Here is a 22,870-nt window from a genome sequence, read left to right as displayed (position 1 = left end):
AGTCTGTCCCGATGACCGACGACGTCGACACGCAGGCCCAACGCATGCCGCAGGGAAAGCCGACGCCGGACGGCGCGGCGATCACCCCTCAGGACACCGTCGATGGCAAGACAAAGCCGGTCGACGGCCCAATGGACCGACCTGGCACGGAAGCCGAAGACGCGGCCCGTCAGGATAAGCCGTAACGTCGCTCGGCGCGCGCGACGCAAGCCGCCGCGTCAGAAGCGTCTCAGTCGAACGGCGATCGGTTGTCTCGGTCGCAATAGCATTCGAGTGTGGAAGCAAAGGTGCCGGGCGCGCCGTAGCGCTGCCCGGCAAGAGAGGCGCGGGGAGAAGCCCGGCATCGACCGGTCAGCCGGTCTTCTCGACCGCACCCGGCAGCACCAGCGGCGGCGTCTGCTGGTGCTGGATCACGCGCCAGACCTCGTGCGACAGCCAGCGATAGGTCGAGGTGCAGTTCGCTTGGTAGGTCTCGTCGCCGCGCGAAGCCTCGACGTGGTAGGCGACCACGATCAGGCCCTCTTGCGGCCGGGCGATCTGACCCTTCGAGAACGCGACCTCGGTCCAGCGGGGGGTGTCGGCGACGGCCTCGATCGCCTGCGTGCCACTGAGCACGAAGGGCGGGTGCGGCAGCACCATCAGGCACGTCTCGTCGACCAGCTCGCGGTAGTGCTCGGGAGTCCCGTCCCAGAGGCTCTTCTCGAAAGACCAGACCCGATCGTCGTCCATGGTGTTCTCCTGCCGCGGGAAGAAGTCGATCGGAGAAGCGCGGGAGCACCGCTTCGTTCCGTGTCCCACCGCGGCACGCCCCGTGTCGCGACGACACGTCCCCAAACCGCGAAGCGGCATGTCCGGACGCGCGCAGGTCGTCCGGAAAATGCGTCGCCGATCGTGCGGTCGGCCGGCGAGCGGTCGCGTTGCTCCAAACACGATCTCGTACAGCGGCCGAAATCGGAGATCGGTGCGGTAGATCAGGTGAGAGAAGCATCGCTGTCTGAATTCGGCACAGATCGAATGGCATTGCTCTTGCCGAATCTTGGTGCGGCGGCCATCTCTCGTTCATTCACGGACGAGCATGGGTCCGCGATCCGGACTGCCAGACGATGACCACACGCACGACGGAACAGATCCTCGAGGTCGGCGGCCCCTTGAGCCGCCGGACGACGGTCATCGCCAACGTGCGCTGGTTCCGCCGGCTCGCTTGGCGGGCGCTCCGCGACGGCGCGCCGAGTAGCGAAGCGCGCGCGGCCAACGCCCGCGCCGCCGCCCGCATCCTCATCCGCCAGGCCAGGCGCGAGGCGCTGGTCGACCGGATGATCCGGGACGCGCAGACCGCGGACCTCTGAGCGACCGGCCCGAATCGTCTCCGGGTCAGTCGCAGTCCGGGAGGAGGGCGGCGCCTCGCCGCGCACATGGGCGAGGCGCGTCGATCAGGGCGCGGCGGGCACCGGTGCGCTCGGCTGAAGCCAGGCCTTGAGCGCGTCGAGCCAGCCGGCAGGCAGGACCACCCAGCTCGGGAGCGCCGGAAGGACGTTGGCGGCCGAGCCGTTCCAACGGCCGGCGAGGGTCTAGCGGCTCTGGGCGTCCATCTCGCGGATCTTGAGGTCCAGGATCTTCTCCTGGATCGGCAGCGTCTGCATCTGCACCTGGGCCGACTGCGCGTGCTTCATCGCCATGAAGCTCATGTCGATCGCCTTCTGGATCTCGGGGTTGTCGAAGGTCAGGCCCTCGGCGAAGCCCAGGGTCGTCACCGTGATCCCCATCGGCTCGTAGACCCGGCGGACCTCCTTCTCGACGGCCTCGATGATCGCGACCTTGCCGTGGATCGCCTCGTCGGTGGTGCGTCGGCTGAACTCCTTGGCCATCGCCGCCTGGACCGTCCGGTGCACGTTCTCGTCGACGACCTCGGCCAGCGACTTGCCCTGGATCACGCTGGCGAAGTTCACCTGGGGATCGCCGGAATTGCCGCCCGCGGCCCGCGCGCCGAACCAGTAGACGAACTTGCTCGCATCCTCCTCCTTCACGAAGGCCGAGACTACGATTCCGGCGCGCAGGGTCACGGAATCGGCGGTCTCGAAGCGGATGCCCTGGTCGCGGACGGAGGTGCCACGCTCGGTCGCACTCACCCATTCGCGCGAGACCGGCGACCGATCGACGAGCATCAGCCGCGCGGCGGGGACGAAGTAGTCGTAGGCCCAGCCCGGGTTGCGGATCAGCGTATGCGGGATCTGGATCCGCTTCATCGCGACCTTGCGCTCGTTGAGGAACTGCTCGGACATGAAGGCCGCCTGGCCGGACTTCGTCTCGCCGACCTCGGGGATGAGGAACGCGGTCTGGTTCGGCAGGACCTCGACGAATTCGGGATAGTCGCGCGTGTCGTAATAGGCCTGCGCCGGCTCGGGTCGCCCCTCGATCAGGAGGCCCGCGACCGCGAGCCCGGCATATCCGGCACCGCGCCGGCCGACGAACCAGATCGCCGCGAGCGCCGCCACGGACAGGATCGCGGCGAGCGGGCCGGCGCCGTCCAGGGCGGTGGCGGCCCAGGCGGTCTCCGCCGCCGGCCAGTCGGAATCCTGGAATTGCCGGGCGGCGATGCGGCCGGCCTGCGCGGCGCCGAGCCGGTGCGCAGGACGAGGAAGTCCACGCCGACGACGAGCGTCGTCAGCGCGATCCGAACGGTAGTGTCCATGGGAGTGGGTCTGCAGCGAGACGTAAAACGCCCCAGATGGCCTGAGGCCGTCACCGTGGGCGGAGGGCGCTCCGGAGTCTCGCCGGGGCCGCGTCACGCGGTGTCCGCCGGCCGGAATGGCGGCGGACAGCGGTTATGGTCGCCCTACCGCGTGTGCGCCGCAACACAATTGCGACGCCTGGAGCTTGCGGCGCCCGCAACGAAGCCATGCGAATCGTGCAGGGCGCCGAGAAGCTAACGGCCGAGCGAAGGACCGCCGGCGGCGCCGCCGGTGCCAGGCGGGCCGCTGGTCGGCGTCCCGCCGATGTTCACGTTCGGGGTCGTGCCGGGAACCGACATGTTGCTCGGGTTGGCCTCGTTGCCGCGGGTGATCGGGCTCGGCCCGAGGTCGCGTGCGCCGCCGCCGACGCCCCCGGTGCCGGGCGGGGGCGCGACGCCGGTGTTGCCGGCGCCCCCCGTCACGATCTGCGCCGAGGCGGGACCGGCCAGGATCAATCCGAGCGCGGAGGCGAGGGCGAGCGTCGTGCGGGTCATCGGTCTGTCCAGGTCCGGGGGCGGTCGCACCGATTCGGCGCAAGCGCACGGCAACGGGCGGAGACGCCGGAGGTTCATCCGGGCAGGGTGCGGACCCGCGAGCGCGGTCCCGCGTTCGAGGCTTCGAGACGGTGTTTCGCCCACGCGGCGTCTCGAAGGACGAACCGGGCTGGTGGAGGAGACTGCGATGCGGCGTTCACTTCGTGCGGCCTGGCCGCTCGCGGCCCTGGCGATGGCGCTCGCGGGTGCTCCGAGCGCGTTCGCCCAGGCCGTCTCGGCCCCCCCGTCGGGCACCGCGACGGCGACGCCGGAGGACGCGATCCTGCTGACGGTCTTCCTGAAGCACGACCAGTCGCGGCCGCTCGCCGAGCTGAACGCGCAGCTGGCGCGGCAAGGCTTCTACAAGGCCTTCCCGCCGCCCGGCATCGAGGTGGTGTCGTGGAACGTCGTGATGGGCGTCGGCCAGATCGTGGTGCTGCGCCTGCCTGCGACCCGTCTTCGCGAGATCAATCGCGTGCTGGAGGACACCGCGTGGGGTGCCTACCGCACTGAATTCTTCCCGACCTACGACTTCAAGGCCGTCGGCCTCGGCGAGCACGAGAAGGCCCGGTAGTCCGTGCGGCCGAACATCGATCGGTCGGGCATTCGACAAGATCGGCGTCCGCCGATGCTGGGTTCGCGCCGCGCGCCACCGTAGGTCGGCAGGCCGATCCAAGCTCACGATTTTCACGCGTGCCGCCAGGATCGCGCAGCCCGAGGACTCGCTTCGCGGAGCGCCCGATGCGGCATCTGCATCCGCGGTTTCAGTCCGGACTTGGACTGGAACCGCGTCCGTGGCATAATAGGCTCATGAGCGAGACATCAACGAACATCCATCCGTACTCCCTGGAGATCATTCCCCCGAAGGCCGACGGCGGCTCCTACCAGTGGGCCATCCGTAAGAACGGCAAGCTGACCCAGCGCTCCGACCGGAGCCTGCCCAGCGAGGCGAAGGCCCGGGAGAGCGGCCTGGGGCAGATCGAGAAGCTCCTGTCGGGCGTCGGCGACCGGTAAACGGTCGATCAAGCATCAGCGTATCCAACGAAAGGCGCGGCGCGGACCTCACGGTTCGCGCCGTTCCGTTTTCCGGCACAACCCGTCGCCGATTCGGCACACGGGGTTCGACCGGAGATGGTTGCCAAGTCGGCGCCGGCGCCAATGTAATGTCGATGCTCGACACGAACCGCCAAGCCCAGCCCGTCGTCGCCAAGCCGGATGCGACGCCGACTCTCGACGCGTTGACTCGCCAGCGCCTCGGGCGCCACCTCCAGGCGCTCTACGAGCCGGTGATCGACGAAGCGCTCGATCCGCGCTTGGCCGAACTCATGCGGCAGCTCGACCACGACCGGCAGCTCGGATCGTGAGGCTTCGTCCGACCGCGTGACGAGAGAAACCCGGCCGGCGCGCTTAGTAGTCCGAGCGGACCAACCGAGGCTTGCATGGTGCGGCGCGAAGGGCTATTTGTGCATTGCGGGATAGCGATGGCGTCGCCGTCCCGCTGCCCATCTTGGGCGTTTCCTCCCTAGACTTCGGGCCGCTCCTTTGGGGGCGGCCTTTTTTCTGCCCGGGGTCCGCCTCTTAGCGGCGACGGCATCCGCTCACAAGCACGATGGGGCGTCCTGCGAGGGCCGCCGCGATGACATCTCGGCGAGCGGAGGGCATCGAGCCGCGAGGGATGGCCGCCCGTTCGATGACCCAGCGCCCGAGCCTCGCTTAACAGACACGGCCACGACGATTCGGAAGGACCCGGCGCATGACCAACGTGATTCGCCCGACCTTCGGTCGCCCGCCGCAGCCCGACGCCGCGCCCCCCGAAGAGACCGCGCTCGAACCGCTGCGGATTTACGGCAAGGCGGCCGGCCACGTCGTCGCCCTGGTGGCCGATCCCGGCTCGCCGGCGGGCGAAGTGCTGAAAGTCGTCGTCGGGCCGCTCGTCGGCGACCGCGTCGAGGCCGTCGCGGTCCTGCCCCGGACGGAGGCCGGCGAGATCGATGCCGAACGCGTCGGCATGGCGGTGCTGCGCACGCTCGAGATGCTGGAATAGGCCCCCGCGGTCCCGGCGGGACGCGCGCGCATCCCCAAGCGGATCGCGATCGGATAGCGTGCCAGCCGATTGGAGGACCGGCACGCGGGCCTCGACATTCCGGCCACGGACGGGTCGCCGATGCCAGCCCTCGGTTCGTTACACGATCGCCTGCGGGCGGCACCCGGTCTCCATGATCCGGGCACCGCCGCCGCGCGCCTCGGCGACGTCGAGCCCGCCTTTCCGCCGGGGTTCGTCACGCCGCCGGTGCGCGCGCTCCTCCTCGGGATCGCCGACCACGCCCCCTTCCTATGGCGGCTGATCGCACAGGCGCCGGACCGGTTCGTGGCGCTGGCGGGCCAGGCCCCGGAGGCGGCGGACGCGGCGATCACGGCACGGCAGCGGGCCGCGGGTCGCACGGGCGGAACGAAGCCGAACCTCGCCGCGATCGGGCAGGTCCTTCGGCGCAACCGCGCGGAGCACGCCCTGCTCGTGGCGCTCGCCGACCTCGGCGGCCTGTGGGACTTGGCCACCGTGACGAAGGCCCTGTCGGACTTCGCCGACGCGTCGGTCGGCGCCGCCGCCGACGCGCTCCTGCTCCAGGCCGCGGGCACGGGGAAGTTTCGCCCGGCCGACCCCGAGGCCCCCCAAGCCGGCTCGGGCCTCGTGGTCCTGGGCCTCGGCAAGCTCGGCGGGGGCGAGCTCAACTATTCCAGCGACGTCGACCTGATCATGTTCTTCGACGCCGCCGTCGCGCCGCTCGGCGAGAACGTCGAGGCGAAACCGTTCTTCGCCAAGCTCGCGCAGGGCATCGCGAAGCTCCTGGAAGAGCGCACGTCCGAGGGCTACGTCCACCGCGTCGACTACCGGCTGCGGCCCGATCCCGGCTCGACAGCGGTCGCGCTCTCCACCGACTTCGCCTTCGACTACTACCAGTCGCTCGGCCAGAACTGGGAGCGGGCGGCCTTCATCAAGGCGCGGCCGATCGCCGGAGACCGCGCCGCCGGGGCACGGTTCCTCGCCGAGCTGACGCCCTTCATCTGGCGCAAGTACTTCGATTTCGCCGCCATCGCCGACATCCACGCGATGAAGCGCCAGATCCACGTGGTGCGCGGCCACGAGGCGCTGGCGGTGGGCGGCCACGACATCAAGCTCGGCCGCGGCGGCATCCGCGAGATCGAGTTCTTCGTGCAGACCCAGCAACTGGTCTTCGGCGGGCGGCGGCCCGAACTGCGCGGCAGCCGCACGGTGCCGATGCTCGGCGCGCTGACGCAGGCCGGCTGGATCGACGCCGCCGCCCGCGACGAGCTCGCCGCGGCCTACGCGTTCCTGCGCACGATCGAGCATCGCCTGCAGATGCGGCGCGACGAGCAGACCCAGCGCCTGCCGCTCGACGGCGACGACCTCGCAGCCTTCGCGCGGTTCTGCGGCTTCGAGACCCGCGGCGCGTTCGAGGCGGCGCTCCTGCGCCATGCCGGCCGGGTGCAGGCCCATTACGTCCTGCTGTTCGAGACCGCGCCGAGCCTGTCGGCAGAGGTCGGCGACCTCGTCTTCAGCGGCAGCGAGGACGATCCCGCGACGCTGGCGACCTTGGCAGCCCTCGGCTTCACCGATCCGGCCCGTACCGTCGAGACCGTGCGCGGCTGGCATTTCGGGCGCCGGCCAGCGGTGCGGACTGCCCGCGCCCGCGCCGTGCTGACCGAGCTTCTGCCGAGCCTGCTCCAGGCGCTCGGCGGTACTGCGGAGCCGGACGCGGCTCTCAACACCCTCGACCACGCCTTCGCCCGGATGCCGGACGCGTCCGAGCTCCTGACGATCCTGCTGGCGCACGAACGCCTGCGCCTGCTGTTCTCCGACATCCTCGGCACCGCGCCGCGCTTGGCCGCAACCGTGGGGACCGGCCCGCACGTGCTCGACGCGGTGCTCGACCCGGATTTCGTCGCGCCGACAACCGACCCGGCTGCGGTCGCCGCGCAGTACGCGGCGCTGGTCGGAGGCCCAGCCGACCACGAGACCTTCCTCGATCGCAGCCGCGACGCCACCCGGCAACTGCGCTTCGTCACCGGCGCGCGCCTGCTCTCGGGCATCCTGTCGGCGGCCCAGGCCGGCGAGGCCTATTCGGCGATCGCCGAAGCTGCGGTCACTGCGAGCCTCGCAGCGGTCGAGCGCGCCTTCGCCGCGGAATACGGCGCCGTGCCGAAGGGGCGCTGCGCGATCCTCGCCGTCGGCCGCCTCGGCTCGCGCCAGCTCACGGCGGAATCCGACCTCGACCTTGTGATCGTCTACGACTTCGACCCCGAGGACCGGACCACGACCGGACGGCGGGCGATCGACGCGGTGGTGGCCTACAACCGCCTCGCGCAACGGCTCTACGCGGCGCTGACGGTCCAGACCCGCCGCGGTGGTCTCTACGCCGTGGACCTGCGCCTGCGGCCCGGCGGCGAGCACAGCCCGACGGCGGTGCAGGTCCGCGGCTTCCTCGCCTACCACCGGAGCGAGGCGGAGGTCTGGGAGCACATGGTGCTGACCCGGGCGCGGGTGATCGCGGGCGACCCGGGCCTCGGCGCCGAGATCGAAGCCGGCATCCGCGAGACGGTGGCGCAGGTCCGCGACGCCGGTGCGGTGTGCCGGGCGGTGCGGGACATGCGCGGGCTGGTCGCGCGCGAGAAGGGCCATCGCGGGCCCTTCGACCTCAAGATGGCGCCGGGCGCCCTGCTCGACCTCGAGTTCCTGGCTCAGGCCCTGGTGCTCGGCCACGCGCACGAGCAGCCGGCGCTCGTCGGCGCCACCGCCGACGCGGTGCTGGAGCAGGCCGGCGCGAGCGGAGTGCTTCCCGTCGACGCCGCCGGGCGGCTCGCCGACGCCTATCGCCTGTTCGATGCCGTGCATCACTGGCAGCGCCTCGTCGGCGCGGATGGGACGGCGCCGTCGCGCGGCGCCCTGGCCCGGATGGCCACCGCGATGGGCGTGCCGAGCGCCGAGACCCTGGTGGCGCAGATCCAGGCCGAGCGTCGCGCAACCCGGAAGACCCTCCTCGGACTCCGCCGCGAGACGGACTGATCTCGCCGTCACGAATTGTACCTCTCAGTTGCACATCCGCGATAGTTACAAGCATTGGGTTGTGGTAGGCCGACGCAATCCTGTCGTTTCGGCTTCACCGGTGGTGTCGCAAGGTCGGAGACCATCGTGAACGACGCCCCGCGCCCCGCCGACCTCACCACCTTCGCCAACGCGGCGCCGGGCCCGAGACAGCGACAGTTCGCCGGCTTGGTCTGCCTCGCCTTCGCCGCGCTGTCGCTCGCGCTGCTCCCGTTCGTCGGGCAGCCGATGGCGCCGATGCCGGGATTCGTCGCGAGCCATCAATCGGCGCTCACGGTGGTCTACGCGGTCACCACGGCGCTGTTCTTCGCGCAGTACCGGCGCACCCGCTCGGTGCCGCTGCTGGTGCTCTCGTCGGGCGGCCTCTACGTCACGCTGATCGTGGCGATCCAGCTCCTGAGCTTCCCGAACGTCTTCGGCACGGCTCGCATCCTCGGGTCGGCGCCGGCGACGACGACGTGGCTCTGGACCCTGTGGCACCTCGGGCCGCCGCTGTTCGCGCTGCCCTACGCGATCATGGAAGGCGACGGCCGGCGCCGGTCGATCGCCCCCGAACGGTCCGCATCCGTCGGGATCGCCGCGGCCGTCGGGGTCGCGGTGGCGGTCGCCGGTTTGACCTACCTCGTGGTCGCCCAGGTCGACCGGCTGCCGACCACCGTGGTCGGCGACGACTACTGGTCGCTCACCACCTCCGGCGTCGGGCCGGGGGTCGCCCTGCTCACCATCCTCTCGCTCGCGATCCTGTGCTGGACGACGCGCCTGCGCAGCCTGCTCCAGCTCTGGCTCGCGGTCTCGCTGTTCCTTCTCCTCCTCGACAACCTCGTGACGCTGACGGGCGCGTCCCGCGCCAGCGTCGGCTGGTTCTCCGGGCGGATCGAGGCGTTGATCTCAGGCATCGTCGTGCTGTGCGCGTACCTGCACAAGGTGGACCTGCTCTACGGACATGCCGAGCGCATCGCCGAGGCGCGCGAGCGCCAGCGCGCCGACCTCCAGGTCGCCCGCGACCACCTCGCCATCGCGCTCGAAGCCGCCGACATGGGCGACTGGGAGTTCGACCTCGGCTCCGGCGTGTCGCGGCGGAGCCTGCGCCACGACGCCATCTTCGGTTACGACGCCCTGCAGCCGCGCTGGGACGTGACGACGACCCTCGCGCACGTCCTCCCCGAGGATCGCGCGGTCGCCGAGGCCGCCTTCACCACCATCGAGACCGTGGGATCCCTGGACCTGCAATGCCGCATCCGGCGCGCGGGCGACGGGGCGACGCGCTGGATCGAGCTGAAGGGCCGGGCGATGCGCGACGAGGCCGGCCGCGCGACCGCGCTCGCCGGGATCGTCGTCGACACCACCGCGCGCCAGGACGCCGACGACCGCCTGAACCAGGCGCAGAAGATGGAGGCGATCGGCCAGCTCACCGGCGGCGTCGCCCACGACTTCAACAACCTGCTGACCATCGTCATCGGCAACCTCGACATGATCGTCCGCCGCCCGGCCGACGCGCAGCGGGTGGAGCGCCTCGCCGGCTCGGCGATGACCGCGGCCCGGCGCGGCGCCGAGGTCACCGAGAAGCTGCTGTCGTTCTCGCGCCGGCAGGTGCTGCGCCCCGAGACGGTCAACCCGAACCGTTTGCTCAAGGATTTCCGCACCCTGCTGGAGCGCGCCGTCGGCGAGACCATCGCCGTGACGTTCGACCTCGACGCCGCCCTCGATCCGGTGCGGCTCGACCCCGGCCAGTTCGAGAGCGCGATCCTCAACCTCGCGGTCAACGCTCGCGACGCGATGCCGTCCGGCGGCCGCCTGACGATCCGCACCGAGAACCTGACGGTGACGGATGAGGACGGCGCGGCGCTGCCGGACCTCGCGCCGGGGCAGTACGTCCACGTCGCGGTCAGCGATTCCGGGCAGGGCATGGATGCCGGCACCGCCGCCCGCGCCTTCGAGCCGTTCTTCACCACCAAGGAGGTCGGCAAGGGCACCGGCCTCGGCCTCAGCCAGGTCTACGGGTTCGCGCGCCAGGGCGGCGGGCAGGTGCTGCTGCGAAGCGAGGTCGGCGCGGGCACCACCGTGTCGATCTACCTGCCGCACTCGAAGGAGGTCGCCGCGCCAGCCCGGCCCGAGGGGCCGATGCCGCTGCGCCGCGCCACCGACGGCGAGGTGATCCTCGTCGTCGAGGACGAGCCGGCAGTGCTCGACATGGCGGTCGAGAGCCTGAGCGAGCTCGGCTACCGCACCCTGACCGCGACCCATGCCGCCGAAGCGCTCGCCCGGCTGAAAGGGCCGGAGCGGGTCGACATCCTGTTCTCAGACGTGGTGATGCCGGGCGGGATGAACGGGGTGCAGCTCTCGGTCGAGGCGCGCCGGCTCCGGCCCGGCCTCCGGGTGCTGCTCGCCTCCGGCTACACCGCCTCCGCCTTCGGCGAGGACGGCCTGCCGGCCGACTTGCCGTTGCTCAACAAGCCCTACGGCCGCGAGGACTTGGCCGACAAGCTGCGGGTGGTCATGGGGCGGCGCTGAGGCGCGCCCGCCGGTCGAGGAACCAAGCCAGCGCGATCATCACCGCGAGGCCGGCGACGTTGACGCCGACCTGCAGCGGCCAAGTCGGCCCGAAGGTGCGGTAGCTGATCCGGCCGATCAGCGCCGCGAGGCACCCGAGCGCGAACACCTCCAGGGAGTGGCGCCCGCACAGCTCGAGCCAGCGCAGGCGCGGGCTCGTGGTGAGGGCGTAGACGCGGGGAGACCCGAACAGCAGATAGATCACCGCCAGGATGTGGAGCAGCCGCAGCGGGGCGACGTGGCCCTTGTCCGGCGGCGCCATGGCGACGAGACTCAGGTCCGGCAGGTTCCAGGCGCTCCAGGGCGCGGCCTGCAGCAGCGAGACGGCGAGCATCAGCCAGCACGCGGCCCTCAGCCAGGCATGGCGCGGCAGCAGGCCGTCGCCGCCCCGGATGGCGACGGACAGCGCCATCCCGATCGCGAACAGGAACTGCCAGGCGAACGGGTTGAAGTACCAGCCGTCGTCGGCCGCGGCGTTGGGCAGGTTGAAGGCCGGGTCGAGGTTGGCGAGCAGCCAGATCAGGGCCGAGACGCCGAGCACGCCCCAGACGCTCCGGCGCATGCCGGCATAGTAGAGCGGGAAGGCGGCCAGCAGCACGATGTAGAGGGGCAGGATGTCGAGGTAGTTCGGCAAGGCGTTGAGCAGCAGCCCGCGCCACAGGCCGGACCACAGCCCCATCTGCAGCAGCGGCGCGACTCCGAAGCGGGGGACGAGGCCGGTCGCGTCCATCCAGGCCCGCACGATCAGCAGGGTGGCCAGCAGGAGAGCCGCCTGGAAGAGGTAGATGCGCAGGCACCGCCGTGCGACGCGCTTCAGGGTTTCGACCGTGCCGGCGCGGCGGAACAGGCCCCCATAGGCGGCCATCGCCGAGTATCCGGCGAACAGCACGAAGAGCTCCGCGGCGTCCGAGAAGCCGAGATTGTGCGGCGTGATCAGCGCCGGCGCGTTGTTGGGGATGTGGTCGACGAAGATGATCAGCAGGGCCAGGCCGCGCAGCACGTCGACGCGCGGGTCGCGCTTGCGCGACGCGGGAGCGGGATCGGTCACGCGGGCAGTCGGCTGGGGGCGCAGGGCATTGGGCTCTCGTCGGGCGGGTTCGCACCCTGTCGCATGCCGCGCGCCAAGTGATCCAGCGCGCATCGCGGCCCCCCGGTCACGATGTGGTCTTCGATGGTCCCGGAAGGGCAGGGCACGGGCCCCGCGCCGCCGCGTTACAAAGGGGCGGATCGGCGATCTTGCGCAGCGACCGGAAGAGGCCGCATGACAGAAAGCGGCAAGATAATACGTTTCCGCCGCCGCCCCGCCTCTGGTATATTGCATACCTGAGCAATCGATGCATGATGCATCCACGCGAACCGAGAGTCGCAGGCGGAGGAAACCGGGATGGAACGTCAGGACGCCCCTGCGGCGAAATGGTGGCAGCTCGCCTTCGGCGTGCTCTGCATGGCGATGATCGCCAACCTCCAATACGGCTGGACGCTGTTCGTCGACCCGATCGATGCCCAGCATCATTGGGGCCGGGCCTCGATCCAGCTCGCCTTCACCGTCTTCGTCGCCACCGAGACCTGGCTCGTCCCGGTCGAGGCCTGGTTCGTCGACAATTACGGACCCAAGATCGTCGTCGCCTTCGGCGGCGTGATGATCGCGCTGGCCTGGGTGATCAACGCCTATGCCGGCTCGCTGCCGATGCTCTACCTCGGCGCGGTGGTCGGCGGCATCGGCGCCGGGTCGGTCTACGGCACCTGCGTCGGCAACGCGCTGAAGTGGTTCCCGGATCGCCGGGGCCTCGCCGCTGGCGCCACCGCCGCCGGGTTCGGAGCGGGCGCCGCGATCACGGTGGTGCCGATCGCGAAGATGATCGCGTCGAGCGGCTACCAGAGCGCGTTCCTCACCTTCGGCCTGATCCAGGGCGCGGTGGTGGTGTTCCTCTCGGTGTTCCTGCGCAAGCCGAGGAGCGCGGCCCCGGTGCAGCGCAAGCGCCACAACCTGCCCCAGAGCAAGGTCGACCGCACCCCGAGCGAGACCGTGCGCACCCCGGTCTTCTGGGTGATGTACGCGATGTTCGTGATGGTCGCCGCCGGCGGCCTGATGGCGGCGGCGCAGATCGCGCCGATCGCCCACGACTTCCACGTCGCCGACGTGCCGGTGAGCATGCTCGGCCTGACGATGGCGACGCTGACCCTGGCGATCTCGCTCGACCGGATCTTCGACGGGTTCGGGCGCCCGTTCTTCGGCTGGGTGTCCGACCAGATCGGGCGCGAGAACACGATGTTCATCGCGTTCTCGACCGCGGCGGTCGCGGTGCTGCTTCTGCTCAGCTACGGCACCATCCCGACGGTGTTCGTGCTGGCGACCGCCCTGTACTTCGGCGTGTTCGGCGAGATCTACTCGCTGTTCCCCGCCACCTGCGGCGACACCTTCGGCTCGAAGTTCGCCACCAGCAACGCCGGCCTGCTCTACACCGCCAAGGGCACGGCCTCGTTCCTGGTTCCCTTCGGCAGCCTCGTGGCGGCCGCCTACGGCTGGTACGCGGTGTTCGGCATCATCGTCGCCCTGAACCTCACCGCGGCGGCTTTGGCGATCTTCGTGCTCAAGCCGATGCGGGCGCGCTACCTCGCCCTCGACGCGACCGTGTCCGTGCCGAAGGCCGAGCCGATCCGGATCGCCTGACACCGGCGCCCGCCTCGTCGACCCGCCCCATCGACACCCCCATGGCGCGTGTCCTGCGACCAGCCATCCGAGGCCCAAGCCTCGGAGAGGCCCAACAACCATCCATTCGGGAGGCCGAGATGCCCGCGCACGCTCAAGTCATCGACATGCATACCGCCGACGTGAACATGGCCGAGGCCGACACCCAGCCCGCGCTCACCGACGGGTTCCACCTCGTCATCGACGCGCTGAAGCTCAACGACATCAACACGATCTACGGCGTGCCGGGCATCCCGATCACCGATCTCGGGCGCCTCGCCCAGGCCGAGGGCATCCGGGTGATCTCGTTCCGGCACGAGCAGCATGCCGGCAACGCGGCGGCGATCGCCGGCTTCCTCACGAAGAAGCCGGGCATCTGCCTCACGGTCTCGGCGCCGGGCTTCCTCAACGGCCTGACGGCTTTGGCCAACGCCACCACCAACTGCTTCCCGATGATCCTGATCTCGGGCTCGTCCGAGCGCGAGATCGTCGACCTGCAGCAGGGCGACTACGAGGAGATGGACCAGCTCGCCATCGCCAAGCCCCTGTGCAAGGCGGCCTTCCGCGTGCTGCACGCCGCCGACATCGGCATCGGCGTGGCCCGCGCGATCCGCGCCGCCTGCTCCGGCCGTCCCGGCGGCGTCTACCTCGACCTGCCGGCCAAGCTCTTCGCGCAGGTGATGGACGCCGAGGCCGGCGCGAAGTCGCTGGTCAAGGTGATCGACCCGGCGCCCGCCCAGATCCCGGCGCCGGAAGCGATCGCGCGGGCGCTGGCCGTGCTGAAGACCGCGGAGCGCCCCCTGATCATCCTCGGCAAGGGCGCCGCCTACGCGCAGGCCGACGAGGGGGTCCGCGCGCTGGTCGAGACCAGCGGCATTCCCTACGTGCCGATGAGCATGGCCAAGGGCCTCCTGCCCGACACCCACCCGCTCTCGGCCGGCGCCGCGCGCTCGACGGTGCTGAAGGAGGCCGACGTCGTGCTCCTGGTCGGCGCCCGGCTGAACTGGCTGCTCTCGCACGGCAAGGGCAAGACCTGGGGCGCCCCGGGCTCCAAGAAGTTCATCCAGATCGACATCGAGCCGCGCGAGATGGATTCGAACGTCGAGATCGTCGCGCCGGTCGTCGGCGACATCGGCTCCTGCGTCGCGGCGCTGCTCGACGGGATGAAGGGCGGCTGGCCGGCGCCGCCCGCGGCCTGGACCGAGACGATCAAGGCGAAGAAGGACGCCAACATCGCCAAGATGGGCCAGCGCCTCCTGAAGAACTCGATCCCGATGGACTTCCACGGCGCGCTCGGCGTGCTGCGCACGATCATCAAGGAGCGCCCCGACGCGATCCTCGTCAACGAGGGCGCCAACACCCTCGATCTCGCCCGCGGCGTCATCGACATGTACCAGCCGCGCAAGCGCCTCGACGTCGGCACCTGGGGCATCATGGGCATCGGCATGGGCTTCGCCGTGGCGGCGGCCGTCGAGACCGGCAAGCCGGTGCTCGCGGTCGAGGGCGACTCGGCCTTCGGCTTCTCCGGCATGGAGGTCGAGACGATCTGCCGGTACGACCTGCCGGTCTGCATCGTGGTGTTCAACAACAACGGCATCTATCGCGGCACCGACGTGAACCCGTCGGGCGTGGCCGACGTGGCGCCGACCGTGTTCGTGAAGGACGCGCGCTACGACAAGATGATGGAGGCCTTCGGCGGCGTCGGCGTCAACGTCACGACGCCGGATGCGCTCCGCGAGGCGGTCAACGCGGCGATGGATTCGGGTCGTCCGACCCTGATCAACGCGGTGATCGACCCCTCTGCGGGCACCGAGAGCGGCAACATCGGCAGCCTCAACCCGCAGAGCACCGTGAAGCGGAAGTAAGTGCAGCCGGGCGAAGAGCGGGAGGGCGGTCGCCGCCCTCCCGCGACCATGGGAGCCGACGCGATGATCGATCCGCGCCTCGTCGGCCGCATCGCCTTCGCGCACCGGCTCCCCGTGAAGCCGCCGCTACCGCCGGGGCGTCACCCGCTCGGGCTGTTTCCGGAGCGCGACGCGATCCTCCACGTGCCGGCCCGGATCGACCCGCGAAGGGCCACGCCCTTGGCGGTGCTGTTCCACGGCGGCGGGGGCGGCGCGGAGAAGATCCTGCCGATGCTGGAAGCCCACGCGGAGGCGCGCGGGTTCCTGGTGCTGGCCCCGCAATCGCTGTTCCCAACCTGGGACCTCGTCATCGCCGGCCACGGTCCCGACCGCGAGCGCCTCGAAGCCGCGCTCTCCGAGGTCGGATCGCGCTTCCTGCTCGATCCGTCGCATCTGGCCTTCGCCGGCCATTCGGACGGCGGTAGCTACGCCCTGTCCTCGGGGCTGACCAACGGGGACGTCGTCACCCACGTCATCGCCTCGTCCGCCGGCTTCGTGAGCGTGCAGGTCCAGACCGGGGCGCCGCGGGTCTTCGTCTCGCACGGCACCCGGGACGCGCAGATCGCGGTCGCGCATGGCGGCCGCAGACATGCCGCGCAGCTCGAACGGGCCGGCTACGACACCACCTACGTCGAGTACGACGGCCCCCACGCCTACGACCCGGCGGTGGTGGCGCAGGCCGTCGCCTTCTTCCTCGACGTGCCGAACCCGGCCTGACGCCCCCTCGGATCAGGCCGGCGCCAGCATCCGCGGCGTCGGCACCTCGGCCTGGTGCCGCGTGGCGTCGGTGAGCAGGGCCGCGACGAGGTCGCCCTGCGAGACGATCCCAACGAGGCGGTCGTCCGGCCCGACCACCGGCAGATGATGCAGGCCGAGCCCAGACATCTGCAGCACGACCTCCCCGATCGGGCTGTCCGGCCGCAGCGTCACGACAGGGCTCGTCATGATGTCTTCGACCGAGCCGTGCGGGGCGCGCCCGCGGGCCGCGGTCAGGCGCAGGCGGCGGAGGAGCCCGAGGCGCGGCCCGCGCCGGTCCCACGCCGCCTTGTCGAGGAGGTCGGTCTGCGTGACGATGCCGACCACCCGGGCGCTCTCGTCGGTCACCGGCAGGACCTTGATGTGGTGGCGGCGCAGAAGGGCGAGCGCCTCCATCAGCGGCGCGTGGGGGGCGATCGCCACCACGTCACGGGTCATGATCGCGGCGCAGTCCGTCTGGCCCGAGCGACGGCGGGTGGCGCGGAGCTGCGCCTGCCGCAGGATCGCCTCGAGGTCGCTGCGCCCGACATCAAGGATCTGGTCGAAGTCTTCCAGCGCCGCATCGAGGTCCTCGCCGCTGAAGCCCAGCGGCGCGGCGACGGGATCGGTGCGGCCGGGCGCGGCCGCGATGCCGGGATGCGGGTAGGGGCGGCCGGTGAGATTGTTGAAGAGGAGCGCCGCGGCGAGCAGCAGCAACGAGTTCACGCCGACCGGCCAGAGCACGAAGCCGTAGCCGAGGTCGTGGATCGCCGGGCCGCCCAGCACCGCGGTGAGCGCGACCGCGCCGCTCGGCGGGTGGACGCAGCGCAGCGCCATCATCGACCCGACGGCTCCGGCGATGGCCAGCGCCGCCGCCAGGATCGGATCGTGCACGAGCGCCGCGACGCTCACGCCGACGAGGGCCGCCACGAGGTTTCCGCCGACGATCGACCAGGGCTGCGCCAGCGGGCTCGCGGGCACGGCGAACAGCAGCACCGCGGAGGCGCCCATCGGCGCGATCAGGAACGGCAGGGCGGTGGTCGGCCCCAATGCCCAGGCCGCGAGCGCCCCGGTGACGAGGATGCCGAGCATTGCGCCGAGCGCCGAGCGGACGCGTTCCCGCAGGCTGAGCGGCGTCGCCGCCGGAACGAACCGGCGCCAAAGTGGCTGCATGGATCCGAGCCTTCGCGTGTTTCAGGGAGGCGCCATTCCGACACCCGCGAAGGCCGCCGTCGTCGCACCGCCGGCAGGATCAAGCGCGGGTCCCTTCTCCCAGGGGGAGAAGGACAGGATGAGGGGCGTGACATGTCCGGTTAGGTCACGCCCCTCACCCCAACCCTCTCTCCGTGGGAGAGGGGGCCGTTCGGTGCTTCGCGCGTTCGATCAGATAGCTCCGAAGCAGCAGCAATGGATACGGCGGAAGCCGCCCCCGAGTCCTCTCGGACCGGAAGCGGCTTCGCTAGATCGTCGAACCGATCAGACCGCGCGGGCCTGGTGCAGCTCCTCGATCTGCTGCTGGGTGTAGCCGAGGTCGACCAGCACCTCGTCGGTGTGCTCGCCCAGCAGAGGCGACGACTTGATCTCGACGGTCATGTCCGAGAACTTGATCGGGCTTCCGACCGTCAGGTACGAGCCGAGATGGGGGTGGGGTACCTCGACGACCGTGCCGCTTGCGCGAAGGCTCGGATCGACGGAGATCTCCTTCATCGACATCACCGGCGCGCAGGGGATGTCGAACTTGCGCAGGATGTCGACCGCCTCGAACTTGGTCTTGTCGGCGAGCCATTCCTCGATCGTGCCGAAGATGTCCATGATCTTGTCCTGGCGGGCGGACGCGGTCTTGTAGGCCGGATCGTCGATCCACGCGTCCTTTCCGATCGCCCGACAGATCGGGGCCCAGGCATGGCCCTGGATCGTGAAGTAGATGTAGGCGTTCGGGTCGGTCTCCCAGCCCTTGCACTTCAGCACCCAGCCGGGCTGGCCGCCGCCGCCGGCGTTGCCGCCGCGCGGCACCACGTCCGTGAACGTGCCGTGCGGGTATTGCGGGTATTCCTCCAGGTAGCCGAGCGCATCGAGGCGCTGCTGGTCGCGCAGCTTCACGCGGCAGAGGTTCAGCACTGAATCCTGCATCGACACGGCGACCTTCTGGCCCTTGCCGGTCTTGTTCTTCTGGTGGAGCGCCGTGAGGATGCCGATGGCCAGGTGCATTCCGGTGTTGGAATCACCGAGCGCCGCGGCGCTGACGGTGGGCGGCCCGTCCCAGAAGCCGGTGGTGGAGGCGGCCCCGCCCGCGCACTGGGCCACGTTCTCGTAGACCTTCAGGTCCTCGTAGTGGTGGCCGTCGGAGAAGCCCTTCACCGAGGCGACGATCATGCCCGGGTTGAGCTCGTTGATCCGCGGCCAGGAGAAGCCCATCCGGTCCAAGGCGCCGGGGCCGAAGTTCTCGACGAGCACGTCGGACTCGGCGATCAGCTTCTCCAGGACCTGCTTGCCCTCGGGGGTCTTGGTGTCGAGGGTCAGCGAACGCTTGTTGGAGTTCAACATCGTGAAGTAGAGCGCATCCGCGCCCTCGACGTGGCGCAGCTGGTTGCGGGTGACGTCGCCGGAGCCGGGGCGCTCGACCTTGATCACGTCGGCCCCGAACCAGGCCAGAAGCTGCGTGCAGGCCGGACCGGCCTGGACGTGGGTGAAGTCGATGATCTTGATCCCCTCGAGTGGCTTGCTCATCGTCGGCTTTTCCTCTCTTCGCGTGGACGGATGGCGCCGCCGACCCTGGATCGGTGACGCACTCGGTGATCGAAGGCCGGGCTCATCTTCGGAGCCTCGGTCGGCGGTCACGTTGCTCTCGGCGGGATCTGCTCTCGCTTGCGAAATCCGGCCTTGACCTTGAATTCGTTGCCCGTTCCCGATGGGAGACTGTAATGGCCGTTCAGGCTTCGAGCTCGGCGATGCGGCGGCGCATCGCCCGCTCCGCGTTCCAGCGTTCGGTCTCGTCGCGGATCACGGCGGTGATGCCGGTGACGGTCTCGTCCGCGTCGAACAGCATGCTCACGGTGAACGCGATCGATAGCGAACGACCGTCCTTGTGCAGGGCCGGCACGCGCAGCACCTCGGCGCCGTAGCGCGTCACCCCCGTCCGCATGGTCTTGTGGTAGCCGTCCCAGTGGCGCTGGCGGTGCCGGTCGGGCGTGATCAGGTCGAGCGTCCGCCCGATCGCCTCCTCCGGCGTGAACCCGAAGATGCGCTCCGCCGCGGCGTTCCACACGACGATCGCGCCGTCGGCGTCGGAGACCACGATCGCGTCGCCGGCATTCGAGACCAGTTGTTCGAAGTCGATCGCCCGAGACATGCAAGACGCTCATCGTTCCAGGACCCGTCGTCCGCCGCCGGTGGGCGAGGTCGTCGGTCGCGCGACCCGCGGGGGATGACGGCCGCGAGCGGAAGGCGGGATCAGCGGTCGGGAATTCGGCCAGGCATGGAAGCTCTCCCTGCGGCGGAGGCGGGCCGGGCTCGCGATCGTTGAGAACGATCCGGCCTCGGCTCGATTCCTTATATGGTATGTGGTATGCCAGCGCGGAAATCGCGTCAAGGCATGCGAAGCCGACCCGGCGGCGCTTCGGTTTCAAATCGCGGATCTGTTAGGGGCAAGTCTGTCAGAGGAGGGGGCGGAACGCGGGGCAAGGCCGGGCATTCGGCAGGATGGGGAGGACGCGGGATGACGGCGGCGCCGAGCATCACGATCACGCAGGTCGGCGACTACGTCTTCAGCGTGGATTTCAGTAAGGCCCTGCCGGCCCTGCGGGTCGACGAGGCGGAACCGATCGGCGGTGGGACCGGGCCGAACCCAGAGCAGTTGCTGATCGCCGGCGTTGCGAACTGCCTGTGCGCCAGCCTCGTCTTCGCATTGGGCAAGTTCCGCCAGGATGGAGGCGGCGTCTCGGCCGAGGCCACCTGCCGCATCGGGCGCAACGACGACGAACGCCTGCGCATCGTCGGCGTCGACGTGCGGATCACCCTGGGCGCCACCGCCGCCGACATGCCGCGGATCGACCGGGTCCTCGACCAGTTCCAGCGGTTCTGCACCGTGTCCGAGAGCGTGAAGCTCGGCATTCCCATCGCCGTCTCGGTGCGTGACGGCACGGGGGCGCAACTGACCTAACCGGCGGTTCGAAGAACCCGCCGACCATCACGAAAGGAACCGCCATGTCGGACATGCACAGGGACGGCGCCGAGGCGCCGGAGGCGCTGGCCCGCCTGTTCAACCAGCGCGCGAACGCCGGCGACGTGGAAGGCCTCGTCGCGCTCTACGAGCCGGAGGCGGTACTGGCCGCCGGGCGGGTCGTCGCCACCGGGCACGCCGAGATTCGCGCCTTCTACGCGGATCTGCTGGCCCGCCGTTCCGAGTTTCCGGCCGCCGAAATCCTGCCCCCCTTACGCAACGGCTCGATCGCGATGACCTTCGCGCGGCTGCCCGACGGCACGCTCTCGGTCGAGACCGCCCGCGAGCAGGCGGACGGGACCTGGCGCTGGGTCATCGACCAGTTGAAGATCAAGCCGACTGAGAGTTAGGCGCGGTAGTAGTCGCGGTACCAACGCACGAACCGCTCGACGCCGGCCTCGATCGGCGTCGCGGGGGCAAAGCCGACGGCGGCGGAGAGGTCGTCCACGTCGGCATAGGTGGCCGGCACGTCGCCGGCCTGCATCGGCAGCATCCGGCGCACCGCCTTCACCCCGAGGCACGCCTCCAGCACGTCGATTAGGTGGAGAAGCTGCACCGGCCGGTTGTTGCCGACGTTGTAGATCCGGTAGGGCGCGAGGCTCGTGCCGGGATCGGGGCGTACGCCGTCCCAGGCGGGGTTCGGGGCGGCGATGCGCTCAGCCACCCGCACGACGCCGTCCACCACGTCGTCGACGTAGGTGAAGTCGCGCTGCATCAGCCCGTTGTTGAACACCGAGATCGGCTCGCCCGCCAGGATCGCCCGGGTGAACAGGAACAGGGCCATGTCGGGCCGGTACCAGGGCCCGTAGACCGTGAAGAAGCGCAGGCCCGTGGTCGGCAGCCGGTAGAGGTGACTGTAGGAATGCGCGAACAACTCGTTCGCCTTCTTGGTCGCCGCGTACAGGCTGACCGGATGGTCGACGTTGTCGTGGACCGAGAACGGCATCTTGGTGAGCGCGCCGTAGACCGAGCTCGATGAGGCGTAGACCAGGTGCTCGCAGCCGTGATGGCGGCAGCCTTCGAGGATGTTTAGGAACCCGTCGACGTTGCTGCGGGCGTAGGCGCGCGGGTTCTCCAGCGAGTAGCGCACGCCCGCCTGCGCCGCGAGGTGGACCACGCGCTTGAACCGGTGCTCGGAGAACAGAGCGTCGACGGCCGCGGCGTCGGCGATGTCGAGCCGCAGGAAGCGGAAGCCGGGACGGCCTTCAAGCCGGGCCAGCCGCGCCTGCTTCAGGCCGACGTCGTAGTAGGCGTTGAGGTCGTCGATCCCGACGACCGGGCGACCGGCCGCGAGGTAGCGCTCGGCCACGTGATACCCGATGAACCCGGCGGCCCCCGTGATCAGTACCGGATCCATCAGCGTCTCCCTCGCGCCCGGGCGTTCCGCAGCCCCATGTCCCTAGCCCATTTTGCCGGTGCGGTGGATGCGGGCGCGCAGCCGGGGCGGCCTGCTGCGCGGATGGGGGGAAGACCTCGGCCGGCCCGTCGCCGCGGATGCTGACTACCGAGGCGGGGCACCGGGAGTGAGCGGAGTCCGCACGAACGCGGGTCGTTGCGCGCGGAATCCGTGCCTGAGGGGGAACCCCTGCGCGACGGCTGAAGTTCACCAGCGTACGCCGACGCCGCATCGGGCTGCGGCGGCGTTCGAGGCGGGTGTTCCGCCCCTACAGACGACCCAAGGACTTCCCCATGAAGAAAGTGTTCCTGATCGCCGCGTCGCTGACCCTCCTGTCCGCGACCGCCTTCGCCCAGGGGAACTCCCCCTACAACCGGTCCGGCCCCCAGGCCGGCGGCCCGCGCGCCGGCATGGAGCGCGCAATGGGTGCGCCGGGCGGCACGCCCGACATGGATCCGGCGATGCGCCCTGGCATGCGGCCGATGGGCCGGCCGATGATGCGTCACCAGCGGCGCCACCGCATGATGCATCACCGCCGTCACCGCATGTGATCGGCGTACGATCGGTTCGCCGGTCGAAAGGAGGGCCGCCTGCGAGGGCGGCCTTTTTTCGTTTTCGGTCTCGATGCGAGCCTTTAGGGGGTTTGGGCGAGCGCCGCGAACTGGTCGGCGCAGATGCCCCAGCCCTGGTGGAACACCATCGCCTCGTGCGTCTCGCGGTCGGCCACGCTCCAGTGCCGGGCGACGGCGGTGTAGCGGCACCCGCCCGCTTCCGGCACGAAGGCGACGACCAGCGTCATGAACGGCTTGGCCGAGGTCGCGCTCGGAGACGGCGTCAGGGAAGCGTCGGCTCAGTCATGCGAATCTCTAGGAGCCCGTCCGAGTAACGAGTTTACGCGGTGGGATGAGGTTGGAAGTGTGGGCAGACGTGGGCGTCGGCTTTGGGCTCAGTGACTGGCCTTGGCCAGCTTGAGGAGGTTGTGGGCGGTGCAGA

General features: G+C 70.2%; 22 protein-coding genes and 1 pseudogene. 14 read left to right on the top strand and 9 right to left on the bottom strand.

Features of this window, described 5'->3' with window-relative positions; translation table 11 throughout:
• Positions 1–11: 11 nt before the first annotated feature.
• The gene (locus FV226_RS28110; protein WP_187273613.1) at positions 12–185 is read left to right on the top strand and encodes a hypothetical protein; all 174 of its coding nucleotides are present in this window, start codon (positions 12–14) and stop codon (positions 183–185) included.
• 166 nt (positions 186–351) lie between these two features.
• Here the strand turns inward: FV226_RS28110 and FV226_RS20015 are convergent, their stop codons facing one another.
• Complete coding sequence (locus FV226_RS20015) at positions 352–729, bottom strand: DUF4440 domain-containing protein (protein WP_147750927.1); 378 nt, start codon at positions 727–729, stop codon at positions 352–354.
• 374 nt (positions 730–1,103) lie between these two features.
• On the opposite strand from FV226_RS20015, the gene FV226_RS20010 reads away from it, so the two are divergent.
• Positions 1,104–1,346, top strand: coding sequence for a hypothetical protein (locus FV226_RS20010; RefSeq protein WP_147750928.1), 243 nt, complete (start codon positions 1,104–1,106; stop codon positions 1,344–1,346).
• Positions 1,347–1,568: 222 nt separating this feature from the next.
• On the opposite strand, the gene FV226_RS20005 is transcribed toward FV226_RS20010, so the two are convergent.
• Both FV226_RS20005 and FV226_RS20000 read right to left on the bottom strand, forming a co-directional pair.
• Complete coding sequence (locus tag FV226_RS20005) at positions 1,569–2,786, bottom strand: hypothetical protein (RefSeq protein WP_147764264.1); 1,218 nt, start codon at positions 2,784–2,786, stop codon at positions 1,569–1,571.
• A 137-nt stretch (positions 2,787–2,923) separates the two neighbouring features.
• Positions 2,924–3,223 carry a hypothetical protein gene (locus tag FV226_RS20000; RefSeq protein WP_147750931.1) on the bottom strand — a complete coding sequence of 100 codons (300 nt, stop codon included), beginning with the start codon at positions 3,221–3,223 and terminating at the stop codon, positions 2,924–2,926.
• A 187-nt stretch (positions 3,224–3,410) separates the two neighbouring features.
• On the opposite strand from FV226_RS20000, the gene FV226_RS19995 reads away from it, so the two are divergent.
• From FV226_RS19995 to FV226_RS19970, 6 genes are all read left to right on the top strand, one after another.
• Positions 3,411–3,836 carry a hypothetical protein gene (locus FV226_RS19995; protein ID WP_147764263.1) on the top strand — a complete coding sequence of 142 codons (426 nt, stop codon included), beginning with the start codon at positions 3,411–3,413 and terminating at the stop codon, positions 3,834–3,836.
• Positions 3,837–4,072: 236 nt separating this feature from the next.
• On the top strand, positions 4,073–4,276 hold the full coding sequence (locus FV226_RS19990) for a hypothetical protein (protein ID WP_147750933.1): 204 nt from the start codon (positions 4,073–4,075) through the stop codon (positions 4,274–4,276).
• A gap of 155 nt (positions 4,277–4,431) precedes the next feature.
• Positions 4,432–4,626: a hypothetical protein gene (locus FV226_RS19985; RefSeq protein ID WP_147750934.1), complete on the top strand. Its 195-nt coding sequence runs from the start codon at positions 4,432–4,434 to the stop codon at positions 4,624–4,626.
• Between the two features lie 389 nt (positions 4,627–5,015).
• Complete coding sequence (locus tag FV226_RS19980) at positions 5,016–5,306, top strand: hypothetical protein (protein ID WP_147764262.1); 291 nt, start codon at positions 5,016–5,018, stop codon at positions 5,304–5,306.
• Positions 5,307–5,426: 120 nt separating this feature from the next.
• Positions 5,427–8,345: a bifunctional [glutamine synthetase] adenylyltransferase/[glutamine synthetase]-adenylyl-L-tyrosine phosphorylase gene (locus FV226_RS19975; RefSeq protein WP_147764261.1), complete on the top strand. Its 2,919-nt coding sequence runs from the start codon at positions 5,427–5,429 to the stop codon at positions 8,343–8,345.
• 126 nt (positions 8,346–8,471) lie between these two features.
• Positions 8,472–10,895, top strand: coding sequence for an MASE4 domain-containing protein (locus FV226_RS19970; RefSeq protein ID WP_246691662.1), 2,424 nt, complete (start codon positions 8,472–8,474; stop codon positions 10,893–10,895).
• On the opposite strand, the gene FV226_RS19965 is transcribed toward FV226_RS19970, so the two are convergent.
• Positions 10,879–11,982 (bottom strand): OpgC domain-containing protein, encoded by a 1,104-nt coding sequence (locus FV226_RS19965; protein ID WP_246691661.1) that lies wholly within the window; start codon positions 11,980–11,982, stop codon positions 10,879–10,881. The genes FV226_RS19970 and FV226_RS19965 overlap by 17 nt on opposite strands.
• Positions 11,983–12,318: 336 nt before the next feature.
• Here FV226_RS19965 and oxlT point away from each other — a divergent pair, with 336 nt between their 5' ends.
• From oxlT to FV226_RS19950, 3 genes are all read left to right on the top strand, one after another.
• A complete protein-coding gene (gene oxlT, locus FV226_RS19960) occupies positions 12,319–13,605 on the top strand; it encodes an oxalate/formate MFS antiporter (protein ID WP_147764259.1) in 1,287 nt (428 codons plus the stop codon).
• Positions 13,606–13,751: 146 nt separating this feature from the next.
• A complete protein-coding gene (gene oxc, locus FV226_RS19955; RefSeq protein ID WP_246691663.1) occupies positions 13,752–15,488 on the top strand; it encodes an oxalyl-CoA decarboxylase in 1,737 nt (578 codons plus the stop codon).
• Positions 15,489–15,551: 63 nt separating this feature from the next.
• Positions 15,552–16,244: an esterase gene (locus FV226_RS19950; protein WP_147764257.1), complete on the top strand. Its 693-nt coding sequence runs from the start codon at positions 15,552–15,554 to the stop codon at positions 16,242–16,244.
• Positions 16,245–16,256: 12 nt separating this feature from the next.
• On the opposite strand, the gene FV226_RS19945 is transcribed toward FV226_RS19950, so the two are convergent.
• From FV226_RS19945 to FV226_RS19935, 3 genes are all read right to left on the bottom strand, one after another.
• Positions 16,257–17,435 (bottom strand): HPP family protein, encoded by a 1,179-nt coding sequence (locus FV226_RS19945; protein ID WP_147764256.1) that lies wholly within the window; start codon positions 17,433–17,435, stop codon positions 16,257–16,259.
• A 303-nt stretch (positions 17,436–17,738) separates the two neighbouring features.
• Complete coding sequence (frc, locus tag FV226_RS19940; RefSeq protein WP_147764255.1) at positions 17,739–18,989, bottom strand: formyl-CoA transferase; 1,251 nt, start codon at positions 18,987–18,989, stop codon at positions 17,739–17,741.
• A 202-nt stretch (positions 18,990–19,191) separates the two neighbouring features.
• Positions 19,192–19,611 carry a PAS domain S-box protein gene (locus tag FV226_RS19935; RefSeq protein ID WP_147764254.1) on the bottom strand — a complete coding sequence of 140 codons (420 nt, stop codon included), beginning with the start codon at positions 19,609–19,611 and terminating at the stop codon, positions 19,192–19,194.
• Between the two features lie 366 nt (positions 19,612–19,977).
• Here FV226_RS19935 and FV226_RS19930 point away from each other — a divergent pair, with 366 nt between their 5' ends.
• A complete protein-coding gene (locus FV226_RS19930) occupies positions 19,978–20,421 on the top strand; it encodes an OsmC family protein (protein ID WP_147764253.1) in 444 nt (147 codons plus the stop codon).
• 44 nt (positions 20,422–20,465) lie between these two features.
• Positions 20,466–20,831, top strand: a complete 366-nt coding sequence (locus tag FV226_RS19925; RefSeq protein ID WP_147764252.1) for a nuclear transport factor 2 family protein — start codon at positions 20,466–20,468, stop codon at positions 20,829–20,831.
• On the opposite strand, the gene FV226_RS19920 is transcribed toward FV226_RS19925, so the two are convergent.
• On the bottom strand, positions 20,828–21,838 hold the full coding sequence (locus FV226_RS19920) for an NAD-dependent epimerase/dehydratase family protein (protein WP_147750946.1): 1,011 nt from the start codon (positions 21,836–21,838) through the stop codon (positions 20,828–20,830). The genes FV226_RS19925 and FV226_RS19920 overlap by 4 nt on opposite strands.
• 332 nt (positions 21,839–22,170) lie before the next feature.
• Here FV226_RS19920 and FV226_RS19915 point away from each other — a divergent pair, with 332 nt between their 5' ends.
• On the top strand, positions 22,171–22,428 hold the full coding sequence (locus tag FV226_RS19915; RefSeq protein ID WP_147750947.1) for a hypothetical protein: 258 nt from the start codon (positions 22,171–22,173) through the stop codon (positions 22,426–22,428).
• Positions 22,429–22,511: 83 nt separating this feature from the next.
• On the opposite strand, the pseudogene FV226_RS19910 reads toward FV226_RS19915, so the two are convergent.
• Positions 22,512–22,691, bottom strand: a pseudogene (locus tag FV226_RS19910) (SRPBCC domain-containing protein); the annotation flags it as partial.
• Positions 22,692–22,870: the final 179 nt, after the last annotated feature.

Source organism: Methylobacterium sp. WL12 (genome assembly GCF_008039475.1).
Lineage (GTDB): Bacteria > Pseudomonadota > Alphaproteobacteria > Rhizobiales > Beijerinckiaceae > Methylobacterium > Methylobacterium cerastii.
This window is presented reverse-complemented; position numbering and strand designations above follow the sequence as displayed.